This is a genomic window from Winogradskyella psychrotolerans, from assembly GCF_018860545.1.
Classification (GTDB): domain Bacteria; phylum Bacteroidota; class Bacteroidia; order Flavobacteriales; family Flavobacteriaceae; genus Winogradskyella; species Winogradskyella psychrotolerans_A.
Genome location: NZ_JAHKPN010000003.1, coordinates 1 through 12392, shown reverse-complemented (window position 1 = coordinate 12392; position 12392 = coordinate 1). Strand labels below are relative to the sequence as shown.

The window sequence follows — 12392 nt, the reverse complement described above, 5'->3', positions numbered from 1 at the left end:
TTATGCATTTCATCGATAAAACCCAACCAGAAGTGTTTTTAATCTTTTAAAAAATAACATTCACCCTAAAAACTAACCTATTTAAAGGGCTACCGACGCAAATAGTGTATTTCATCGGTGCTTTTTGTTAGCACTTACCACTTAACCGTTTATCGATATGCTTCATCTAAAAATTTAATTCACATGAGATATCTTGTGTTTCTTTGACTCGAAGTTAAAACAAACATAGCTTCTTACGATTATGAAAAAAGGTGTATTCATCATATTATTTTTAACAATGTCTTTAGCAAGTTTCGCACAACAAGACGTCATCGTTAATAATGAAACTGAAGTTGTTGAAACCTCTAAAACCGTAAAAGCTGAATCTAGCGACGCTGCTATTTCTTCTGAAATTAAAGCTAAGGTTTTAAGAATGAATCGTAAAAAGAATACTGAAATTATCAGTATTAAAACGTTTAGAAAAAGTCTTCAAATTAGAGTGAAGACTAAAAAGCTTTGTTAGGTCATTAAAAAGATTACCCGCTATTAACCATATATAAAAAAAGCCGAAACTCACGTTTCGGCTTTTACTGTTTTAAACTGTTCCAAAAGTACTAATCCGCATAATTGAGTTCTCCATTCGCTTCTTGCTCTTTAAATTTCTTCACCAATTCTAAAGCATCTGGAATCACATCACTACATAAAACAATCAATGAGCCTTTTACCGCATTCTTTACGGCATATTTAATTGCTTCTTTCTCCGAAGGAATTATAGTCGTCTTCTTATTAGGATCTCGTTTTTTAATCCCATCATCGAGCATCTTAATGAGCTCTTGTTCTGTTTTACCTCTTAAACGTTTGTCTTGTCTAATAATAATTTCATCAAACATGTCTGCTGCAATCGCTCCCATTTCGTTATTATCTTCTACACGTCTGTCACCAATACCTGCAATAATTCCGACTTTTACGGTCGCATCAAGTTCGTTTGTAAAGGCTTGTAAAGCCCGCATTCCTGCAGGATTATGAGCATAATCTAATAGGATAGAGAAATCTTTAAACTTAAATAAATTCAAACGACCAGGTGTCTGTGAAGCTGAAGGAATAAACGTTTCTAATCCTGCTTTCATATCTTCAATACTAATACCGTGCACATGCGCTCCTAAAATTGCAGCCAGCACATTTTGAATCATGAATTTAGCTTTCCCACCATAAGTCAACGGAATGTTTTCTGCTTTCATTAAGCGCATTTTCCATTCCCCTCTACAAATAGTCACATAACCATTTTCGTAGATTGCTGTAATCCCATTAAGACGTTGTAAAGCTTTTATTCTAGGATTATTTTCATCCATAGAAAATAAAGCCACATTACAATCTACACTTCTACGCATATCATAAACCAAATCATCATCGGCATTTAAAATCGCATAGCCATCTGGTAACACGGTTTCTGGTACAACTCCTTTGACTTTGGCCAATTGATCGATGGTATGAATACCTTTTAAACCTAAATGATCTGCTGCAACATTGGTTACAATAGCCACATCACATTTTTTAAAGCCTAAACCTGCTCTTAATAAACCGCCTCGTGCACATTCTAAAACCGCAAAATTCACCGTCGGATCTTTTAATACAAATTCTGCACTTGCAGGCCCTGTACAATCACCCGTCATTAATAAGCGATTCTGAATATACACACCATCACTGGTAGTATACCCCACACGATACCCATTCATTTTGGCAATATGAGCCATTAATCTAGAGGTGGTTGTTTTGCCATTGGTTCCTGTAATCGCGATAATAGGAATACGACCTGTATCTCCTTTTTGAGGAAATAATTTATCAATCACTGGAGCGGCTACATTTCTTGGCAATCCAGATGTTGGAGCCAAGTGCATTCTAAATCCTGGACCTGCATTAACTTCCAAGACAGCTCCTCCGGTTTCCGATAAGGGCTGCGAAATATCAGTCGTCATAATATCAATACCACAGATATCTAAATCTATAATTTTAGAAATACGCTCTGCCATGCTCACGTTTGCCGGATGTATAATGTCCGTGATATCTTCAGCGGTTCCGCCTGTACTTAAATTGGCGGTGTCTTTTAATATTAAACGCTCACCTTCAGGAATCACGGAATCTAAAGTATATCCTGCATCTTTAATAATGGTCTGTGTTAATTCGTTTGTAGTGATTTTTGTCAATACATTTTCATGTCCAAAACCACGACGCGGATCACTATTCACGTTATCTATTAATTCTTGAACTGTAGATGAGCCATCTCCAATCACATGGGCAGGAGTTCTAATGGCTCCGGCGACTAACTTATTATTAATAACTAGTAACCTGTAATCTTCCCCAACAATAAACTTTTCGACAATAATAGCTCCACTTTTAGAACTCGCTTTGGCATGATGAAAAGCCGCCAAAGCATCATCATAATTTTGAATATCTACAGTAATACCACGACCATGATTGCCATCAATAGGTTTAATCACCAAAGGGTAACCTACATAACGGCAAGCCTCTTCTAAACTGCGTTCTCTTCTAATAATATCTCCACGAGGCACCTCAACCTCAGCTTGTTCTAATAAATACTTGGTATCTTCTTTATCACAGGCCAATTCTACACCAATACTACTCGTTTCAGAAGTTACAGTGGCTTGAATACGTTTTTGGTTCGCTCCATAACCTAATTGACAGAGTGAATATTTATTTAATCGAATCCAAGGAATTCCTCGTGCTTCAGCTTCTTCAACAATAGATCCTGTACTTGGTCCTAAACGATCGGCTTCACGCAATTCCCGCATTTCCTGAATATCATCAGACATATCATAGGCTTCACCTGCAATTAAGGCTTCACAAATTCTAACGGCTGCTTTCGCTGCAAATCGTCCAACGGATTCTTCCATATATGAAAACACCACACTGTAAACTCCATGCTCGCCATAACCTCTGGTTCTTCCAAAGCCTGTGTCCATACCTGCAAGGGTCTGGATTTCTAAAGCAATATGCTCAATAATATGACCCATCCAAGTCCCATCATCCACACGCATAAAAAATCCACCTTCACAACCTTCAGAACAACGATGGGAATACATACTTGGAAACATAGCTTTTAATCGTTCTGGGAATCCTTCAATTTTATTAGAAGGCAACTCCTCCATCTCTTCGAGATCGAGAACCATTACTATTAATTTATGTCGTCTTACAGACCAATAATTAGGGCCTCTCATCGCATTGATTTCGCGTATTTTCATGTTGGTTGGTTTGTTTTAGTTAGTGAAAGATTCTAAATATAGTATTTTTCACTAAAAAAATTGGCTTATTTTTGCCCTATATTTTTAGATGAAAATTATGCAGAAGATTAAAGGGACCCTAATACCTATTGGAGGAAACGAAGATAAAGGTATAGAGGAAAGTGAAATTTACACCTTAGAATTTATTGATGAAGGGATTTTATACCATGTGGTAAAAGAAGCTGGTGGTGTAGATGCTCAAATTGTTGTGGTGCCTACGGCCTCAAGTATTCCGTTTGAAGTGGGTGAAAATTACTTAACCGCATTTGATACTTTAGGCTGCAAAAATGTGGACGTTTTAGACATTCGTTCGAGAGAAGATTCTGAAACTGAACATGCCATTCAGCTGATTAAAAATGCGGATTGCGTGATGTTTTCTGGTGGTGACCAATCTAAGATTACCGATAAAATTGGCGGGACTATCATCCACACCATTTTAGCGGAACGCTTCGTTAATGAAGCTGGTTTTGTTATCGCAGGTACCAGTGCTGGCGCTATGGCCATGGCCAACGAAATGATTGCAGGCGGAAGTGCTTCGGAATCCTTTATTAAAGGTGCTGTTAATATGTATAAAGGTTTAGGCTTGATTCCTGAATTAATCATAGATACCCATTTTATTCGTCGTGGTCGCTTTGGAAGACAGAGTGAAGCGGTGGCAAAATTCCCGAATCTAATAGGATTTGGATTGGCAGAAGATACTGGCATGATTATTAAAAACGGAAACGATTGCACGGTTATTGGCTCTGGAATGGTGATTGTTTTTGATGGAAGTACCCTAACCCATAACAACGAAAAAATCCTAGAAGAAGGCACTCCAATGACGATGGCAAATCTTACCATCCATGTTTTATCTAATGGCGATGAATACAATATTAAAACTCGAAAAGTAAAGGTGTTACCTATTGAAGCTCCTTTCATCTAAATTCCTGCGAACGCAGGAATCTCATGACTATATACTAGATCTTACGGATTAATAAAAACGTTTCATCTAATAATACTCGCATCTTAAGCCTTTGCGTGAAATTATTACCCAGAGATACACATAGGTTGCACGGAGACAGACAGAGCGAAAGATCTCAAAAACAAAACTAAACAACAAGCAACCACACTTCGCACCTTTGCGCCTTTGCGCCTTTGCGCCTTTGCGCCTTTGCGTGAAATTATTACACAGAGATACACAGAGCTTGCACAGAGATACACAGAGCGAAAGATCTCAAGAACAAAACTAAACAAAAAGCAACTACACTTCGCACCTGAGCGCCTTAGCGCCTTTGCGTGTAATTATTACTCAGAGATACACAGAGCTAACACGGAGATGCACAGAGCGAAAGATCTCAAGAACAAAACTAAACAACAAGGAACTACACTTTGCGTCTTTGCGCTTTTGCGAGAACATCACACAAATTTCATAAACCTACATAAATACCCATTAGAAGCGACATCTTAACCCTTAGAGACTCTGAGACTTTGCTACTTTGATACTTTGATACTTTGATACTTTGATACTTTGATACTTTGATACTTTGCTACTTTGCTACTTTGCTACTTTAAAGCTCTGAAAATCTGCAACTTCACAACCTCACAATCCTACCCATAAATAGCAACTTCGTCAATCCCATCAGAAGATTTCTGTCCGCGATACATCCCTTCCGTATTAAAAGGCATCGCAATGTTCCCTTTCGTATCCACAGCAATTAAGCCACCATCACCACCAATGTCTAGAATACGTTTATGAATCACTTCGTTTGAGGCATCTTCTACAGACATGCCTTTATGTTCCATTAAACAAGCTACATCGTAAGCTACAACTCCCCTTATAAAAAACTCACCACTTCCAGTACAACTGATTGCACAGGTTTTATTGTTGGCGTAATTCCCAGCACCAATCATAGGGGAATCCCCTACCCGTCCCCATTTCTTATTCGTCATGCCTCCTGTAGATGTTGCCGCTGCAATATTGCCATCTTGGTCGCAAGCGACCGCTCCAACGGTTCCGAATTTTGAATCCTTTTTTGTAGAATGATCCAACTGAAAACTGTCGGTATCTTTAATATCTAACCATTGTTGATGTCTGAATTCATCATAAAAATAGCTTGCATCTTCTAGCTTATAATCCAATTCCTTCGCAAACTGCATGGCTCCCTCTCCTGCTAAAAATACATGTTCACTTTTTTCCATGACATCACGAGCCAAAGACACCGGGTTTTTAATTCCTGTAATTAAACTCACACCACCAGCATTTAAGGTTTTACCATCCATAATACTCGCATCCATTTCGTGCGTTTCGGTGGCTGTAAATACAGCGCCTTTTCCTGCATTAAATAATGGGGAATTTTCTAAAATTTGAACAGCAACCTCAACAGCATCAGTCGCTGATCCGCCTTCAGCTAAAACGGCATAGCCTTTATCTAGTGCTGCTTTTAAATCACGTCTGTATTTAGATTCCAATTCTGGTGTCATCATCCCTTTAACTAATGTTCCTGCTCCACCATGTATGGCTATTGAAAATCTGCTCATGTATCATTGCAATGTTTAGACATCAAAAATACATCTAGATTTTAAATGGATCCTATTAGAAGTAATTTTTATTTTTTTAAAAAGCAGTATATTGTTGGTCTAAATCAACCACAGATTTGAAACAACTTCTATACTTATCTATTGTATTCGTTTTTTTAGTCCTAAATAAGGCTCGTGGTTTTGAGTATCAGACCGAACAACATCCAAGTCAATTTAACAAGAAAACCGTCCAAAATTATATAGACAAGGCCTGGGAGTACACCATACGTGAAAATGACAGTGCCTTAATTTACGCCAAAAAAGCATTACAATTTTCTAGAAAAAACAACTACCCTTATGGTGAAGCATTGGCCATTGAAAGTCAAGGCCTATATCATGAAATCGTAACAGGAAATTACGATTTAGCCAGTAAATTTTATTTTGAAGGCATAAAATTTTGTGAAGAAAACAACCTTACTTATGCCTCATCACTTTATCATTCTCTAGGTATTATGTTTCACACCTCAGACAATTATGAAAAAGCATTAGAGTATTACAACATTGCTTATGAAAGAGCAACCAATGATAACGATGCTATTCTTCAAAAAAGATGCTTAGTTAATATAGGCTCTATTTATTCATCATTAGAGGAATATGACAAGGCTAAGGCAACATTACTTCAAGGCTTAGATATTGATGTTAATCGTTATATCGATTACAACATCTACGCCAATCTTGGAAACTTATTAATAAGGCAACAACACTATAAAGAAGCCATTTCTTACTTAGAAAAAGCGGTTGTAGTACACCCTGACAATAAAGATTCGGAAACAAACCTTATGTATTTATTAGAAGCTAAAGCAGCTTTAAAAGATTCTATAGGGATGCAACCCAAAATAAAACGAGCCGTTGCTGAAGCTGAACGTATTAGTTCGCTAAGAAATAAAAGTCATTTATATGATGCACTTTCAAAATATTTTTATGCCTTTGAAGATTTCAAAATCGCAGCTGACTACCAACAAAAATATCACGCTATTTTTGTTGAAATCAAAGAAAAGCAACGCGACCAAACTGTTTATGATTTAGAAACGAAATATCAAACGGAAAAAACCAATCGCGAACTAGAGAACAAAACATTTAACGAAAAACTATTTATTATTAGTTTAATTTTCCTCGGGATTTTACTCACTTTAGTCACATTTTATTACATAAAAAATCGCAAAAAAAATCGTTTACTAGATAAACAAAAAACACTTTTAGAAAGCACTGTGGAGGATAAAAACTTTCTACTCAAAGAAATTCACCATCGCGTTAAAAATAACTTACAAGTTATTTCGTCTTTATTAAGTTTACAGCAACGTCAAATAAGCGACGTCAAAGCGTCTCAAGCGATGCAAGAAGGTAGAGATCGTGTAAAAGCCATGGCGCTTATTCATCAAAACCTATATCAAGACACAGATCTTATTGGAGTTCAAATTAACGATTACGTTAAAAAATTAGCTAATAGTCTGGTTAAAAATTATCAAACTGAAAACAAACCTATTCAACTCAATTTAGATGTCGATACTATAAAACTAGATATTGATACTATTATCCCTTTAGGCCTTGTCATTAACGAGCTTATAAGCAATGCACTAAAATATGCGTTTACGGAACAAGACTCAGGAACTATAGACATCCATTTAAAACATAAAAACAATTCATTAACTCTAGTTGTTACAGATAACGGCAAAGGCTTACCTGAAGGGTTTGACATCAACCAGATTTCTAGTCTAGGCTTTAGACTCATCAAAGCATTTAGCGATAAATTAAAAGCCGATTTACGTATTAATTCTTCAAAACAAGGCACAGAAATACACTTAGACATTCCTAATATAACGCCTAATTAATTTAGAAAACTCACGTCTATAAATTACACCTACTAACGCAACTTCTTTCACCTATTAGCATCTGTTTCAAAGATCTAACAAGGTAGATTACACTTCATATCAACTATTTTCTTACAAAATCACCTAAATAGGTGAGCCATAGGTATAAATCTCTAATTAGCTTTGCTTTTTATTAAGAATACTCACTTAACACTATTTTCTATTATGATTAAAAAATTACCTTTATTAGTATTACTAACTTTAATTAGTTTACCTGCAATTGCACAAACCACCTATGTGCCAGATGATAATTTTGAACAACGATTAATAGACATGGGACTGGATGACGTGTTAGACGATTACGTACTTACTGCAAATATAAGTAGTGTTACTGAGTTAGCTATAGGAAGTGAAGGAATCGCTGACTTAACAGGTATTGAAGGTTTTACAGCTTTAACAGAGCTTAAATGTCAATTAAATAATTTAACCTCTTTAGATCTATCCAGCAACACAGCTTTAACACTACTTTGGTGCAACACTAACGATTTAACCGCTTTAATTCTACCTAATAGTAATACTTTAATAGACCTTAATGCCTCATATAACGATTTACCAACTTTAGATGTATCTAACTATACAGCTTTAGAAAAAATTGCTTTTAATGAGAACAATTTAACCTCTTTAGATGTATCTAATAATACCGCTTTAATACAACTATTGGTTACCAATAACGATTTAACCGAGTTAAACGTAGCTAATGGTAACAATAGCAATATTACTTATTTTAACGTAATAAATAACAACGACTTAACGTGTATACAAATAGATGCTGGATTTGATCCTGAAGCCGCAGGGGGTTGGACAAAAAACAGCTATACAGATTATAGCGAAGACTGTAGTATCGTTATCCCAGAGCCTACCACCTATGTGCCAGATGATAATTTTGAACAATACTGTATCGACAGTGGATGGGATGATGTGTTAGATGATTACGTGCTTACAGCAAATATAAATGGTATTGTAAATATAAATATAGCTAATAAAGGTATCGCTGACTTAACCGGTATTGAAGATTTTGTAGCTTTAAAAATACTTACCTGTGAATATAATGACATAACAACTTTAGATCTATCTAATAACACAGCGTTAGAAAGACTTAGATCTTCTAATAACAATATAACTACTATAGATATATCTAATAATACTGCTTTAATAGAGCTTAATCTTGGTGGGAATGCTTTAACAACTATAGATGTAACTAACAATACAGCTTTAACAGAATTTCTTATTAGTAGCAACGGTTTAACAACTTTAGATGTTTCTAATAATACAGCTTTAACAGAATTTAGATGTGGAAGTAACAACGTAACAACTTTAAATGTTTCTAACAATACAGCTTTAACAATTATTAATTGTGGGAACAACAACTTAACAACTTTAGATGTTTCTAACAATACAGCGTTAGAAAGTCTTTATTGTGGCAATAATAGCTTAACCAATTTAGATCTATCTAATAATTCAGTTTTAAATACCCTTTCTTGTTACGACAATACTTTAAGCAACTTAAATGTCGCTAATGGAAACAATAGTAACATTACGTATTTTGACGCTACAAATAACCCAAGCCTATACTGTATACAAGTAGATGCTGCATTTACGCCACCAACAAATTGGGCCATAGACAGTACATCAGCTTATGGAGATAATTGTAATGAACTTACTATAATTCCTGACACTAATTTTGAACAAGCATTAATAGATTTAGGGCATGATACAGGAACACCAAACGGTTTTGTTCTAACAGAAAACATTAATACGCTAACTAGCTTAAATGTAACAGGCAAAAATATTTTAGACTTAACAGGTATTGAAGATTTTACAGCTTTAACAGAGCTTATTTGTTCTGTTAACGATTTAACATCTTTAGATGTCTCCAACATTACAACTTTAACATCTATTAGATGTGATAATAATGACTTAACAACTTTAAATCTGTCTCAAAACACAGCGTTAACTAATCTTGAATGTTTTTTTAACGATCTAACTAGCCTAGATCTATCTAACAATACAGCTTTAACAAATCTTAGGGCGCGTTCTAACAACTTAACTAACTTAGATTTATCTAATAATTTAGCTTTAACCACCATTGGCTTATTCAATAACCAAATAACAAGTTTAGACCTGTCTCTTAATTCTGAATTAACCTATATTATTGCTACAGATAATGCGCTTACCAATCTAAATGTTGCCAACGGAAATAATTCTAATTTCACTTATTTTAATATCACAGGAAACTCAGGTCTTAGCTGTGTACAAATAGATACAGGATTTACACCACCAACTAGTTGGCTAGAAGATGCTACCACAACTTATAATGAAAGCTGTGAAGCGCTAGGGTTAGAAGAACACAAAGAATCCTTGTCATTTCAACTATACCCTAACCCAGCTACAGATATTATTAATGTGACTTCAACACAACCCATCACAAAAATTGAAGTGTTTGATGTCTCAGGTAAATCTGTATTAAAAGCAACACATTCAACTGAGATCAATATTAGCAGTTTACAACCAGGTTTATATCTGTTAAATATTGCTAGTGACCAAACACAAACTGTTAAGAAATTGATTGTAAAATAATTAATACCCTTTAAAAAATCATGTCTTGTTTAACTTTTACACCTGTTTAAACAAGACATGATTTTATATATAAATGAAGAACTACAGACGGTACAATTAATCCTAAAGCTTTTGTTATTCAACAACCTAAGATATAAAACCCTTTTATATCTTTACACTTTAAAGAAAAACGTATGAGTAAAATCCATGTACTTGTTGTTGAAGATGACCCTTTTATTGCCGAAGATATTAGAGAAGCACTGACCAATGTAAATTATGAAGTGGTAGGTGTTGCTCATAATAAAAATGATGCTATTAAGGCTCTTGAAGCAACCTCTCCAGACATCGCTTTACTCGACATAAATCTTGGTGACAACCTAGATGGCATTGTAATCGCTGAAACGATTAATACTGAATTTCAAATTCCATTTTTATACCTTACATCCTATTCTAATAGGGAAATTTTAGACAAGGTAAAACACACCCTTCCTATGGGTTACATTGTAAAACCTTTTGATGAATCTGATTTATTTTCTGCCATAGAAATAGCGGTGTCAAACTATTACCAATTTAATAAAACGGAGGCTTTACATATCGCATTAATTAATAATGCCATTCCTAATACAATTACTCAAAAAGAATTTGAGGTTTTAAAGGACATCTATCAAGGTAAAACGAACAATCAAATGGCAGAAGCCCATTTTGTAAGTATCAACACTATTAAAACACACATTAAAAACATTTACGAAAAACTAGATGTACACTCACGTTCCGAAGTTATTGTAAAAATAAGAACACTTCTTAATTAAGGACTGCGATCTCATTAAGAAACTTATATTCATTGGCGTTAAATTAATGATGCATCATAATAGCCCATTTTAAAATGTTTGTCGACGCAACGCTTTTATACCTTCAAAGTTTAAAATCGTTTCATAAGAATTTTCTAAATTTAATGATGCAAACGACTCTAGCCATCATAATATCACCCAAATGGGTGAGACGAGACATTAAAACTTACAATATATTTGTATCTCAAACAAAATCAAACAATTAACATCAATAGGTTTATTTAAGTTCAGTAATTCTAAAAGGTCGGAGTATTATACTTCGGCCTTTTTTACTAATTCAGTAGACGTTGTCATGAATACGCTTTCAATAAAACAATAAGGGTAAAAAATGATACGCACACACGTAATGAAATACATAGTAAAAAAAATGAGCATTTGTGTTTCATAATTTATTGTATTTAAACATAAAATACTTATATTTAATACTTTAACCATGTCAATTATGAAAAAACTTTACTTTTTATTAACTACAATTTTGTTAACTCAAATTACATTAGCACAACCAGCTAATGACGATTGCGCTTCCGCAGAAACCATTGCAGTGACAACAACAGCGTCTACTGTTAATTTTGAAATTGCTGAAGCGACTATTACTAATGAAACGGGTTGTGCCGAAACCACTAGCAACTATGCTGATATTTGGTACAATATCACCATGCCGGTAAACGGAAATCTTTACGTCGATGGCACCATTGGCTGGAACAATTTCGCTTTATACGATACTTGTGGAGGTACACAATTACAATGTGGATCCGACAATCAATTATTTACAAACCTTACCGCAACAACCAATTACAAATTGCGTCTATTTAGAACGGAAGCAAATGCAGATAATAACAGTTACAGAACGTTCACCATTCAAGCGTTCGAAGCGGTTTCTAATGACGATTGTGCTTCTGCAGAAAACATTGCAGTGACAACATCAGCGTCTACGGTTAATTTTGACATTGCAGGAGCTGCTATTAATAATGAAATAGGCTGTGCTGAAACCACCAACGACTATGCCGATATCTGGTACGATTTTACCATGCCGGTAAATGGAAATCTTTACGTCGATGGCACCATTGGCTGGAACAATTTTGCTTTATATGATACTTGTGGAGGTACACAATTACAATGCGGATCCGACAATCAGTTATTTACAGACCTTACCGCAACAACCAATTACAAATTGCGTCTATTTAGAACTTTAGCAAATGCAGACAATGCTACTTATAGAACCTTCACAATTCAAGCGTTCGAAGCAGTATCTAATGACGATTGTGCTTCTGCAGAAAACATTGCAGTGA

At 35.1% G+C, this 12392-nt stretch carries 8 protein-coding genes; 6 read left to right on the top strand and 2 right to left on the bottom strand.

Going from position 1 to position 12392, the window contains the following annotated elements:
* The first annotated feature begins 241 nt into the window (after positions 1–241).
* Positions 242–502, top strand: a complete 261-nt coding sequence (locus KO515_RS01910) for a hypothetical protein (protein WP_215934695.1) — start codon at positions 242–244, stop codon at positions 500–502.
* 91 nt (positions 503–593) lie between these two features.
* Here KO515_RS01910 and cphA read toward each other — a convergent pair whose 3' ends face one another.
* Positions 594–3236: a cyanophycin synthetase gene (gene cphA, locus KO515_RS01905; protein WP_215934694.1), complete on the bottom strand. Its 2643-nt coding sequence runs from the start codon at positions 3234–3236 to the stop codon at positions 594–596.
* A 97-nt stretch (positions 3237–3333) separates the two neighbouring features.
* On the opposite strand from cphA, the gene KO515_RS01900 reads away from it, so the two are divergent.
* Positions 3334–4197: a cyanophycinase gene (locus KO515_RS01900; RefSeq protein ID WP_215934693.1), complete on the top strand. Its 864-nt coding sequence runs from the start codon at positions 3334–3336 to the stop codon at positions 4195–4197.
* Between the two features lie 665 nt (positions 4198–4862).
* On the opposite strand, the gene KO515_RS01895 is transcribed toward KO515_RS01900, so the two are convergent.
* Entirely contained in the window at positions 4863–5792 is a 930-nt protein-coding gene (locus tag KO515_RS01895; RefSeq protein ID WP_215934692.1) for an isoaspartyl peptidase/L-asparaginase family protein, read from the bottom strand.
* A gap of 116 nt (positions 5793–5908) precedes the next feature.
* Between KO515_RS01895 and KO515_RS01890 the strand changes: the two genes are divergently transcribed.
* The 4 genes from KO515_RS01890 to KO515_RS01875 all read left to right on the top strand — a co-directional run.
* Positions 5909–7660, top strand: a complete 1752-nt coding sequence (locus KO515_RS01890) for a histidine kinase dimerization/phosphoacceptor domain -containing protein (protein ID WP_215934691.1) — start codon at positions 5909–5911, stop codon at positions 7658–7660.
* Positions 7661–7864: 204 nt separating this feature from the next.
* The gene (locus KO515_RS01885; protein WP_215934690.1) at positions 7865–10276 is read left to right on the top strand and encodes a T9SS type A sorting domain-containing protein; all 2412 of its coding nucleotides are present in this window, start codon (positions 7865–7867) and stop codon (positions 10274–10276) included.
* A 173-nt stretch (positions 10277–10449) separates the two neighbouring features.
* Entirely contained in the window at positions 10450–11064 is a 615-nt protein-coding gene (locus tag KO515_RS01880; protein ID WP_215934689.1) for a response regulator transcription factor, read from the top strand.
* A 481-nt stretch (positions 11065–11545) separates the two neighbouring features.
* The coding region (locus tag KO515_RS01875; RefSeq protein ID WP_215934688.1) for a hypothetical protein at positions 11546–12392 on the top strand (847 nt) is incomplete at its 3' end.

What these genes read in the sequence shown, in the direction of transcription:
- cphA (WP_215934694.1), bottom strand. Translation starts at nt 3,236, where the DNA reads ATGAAAATACGCGAAATCAATGCGATGAGAGGCCCTAATTATTGGTCT.
- KO515_RS01885 (WP_215934690.1), top strand. Translation starts at nt 7,865, where the DNA reads ATGATTAAAAAATTACCTTTATTAGTATTACTAACTTTAATTAGTTTA.
- KO515_RS01880 (WP_215934689.1), top strand. Translation starts at nt 10,450, where the DNA reads ATGAGTAAAATCCATGTACTTGTTGTTGAAGATGACCCTTTTATTGCC.
- KO515_RS01910 (WP_215934695.1), top strand. Translation starts at nt 242, where the DNA reads ATGAAAAAAGGTGTATTCATCATATTATTTTTAACAATGTCTTTAGCA.
- KO515_RS01895 (WP_215934692.1), bottom strand. Translation starts at nt 5,792, where the DNA reads ATGAGCAGATTTTCAATAGCCATACATGGTGGAGCAGGAACATTAGTT.
- KO515_RS01900 (WP_215934693.1), top strand. Translation starts at nt 3,334, where the DNA reads ATGCAGAAGATTAAAGGGACCCTAATACCTATTGGAGGAAACGAAGAT.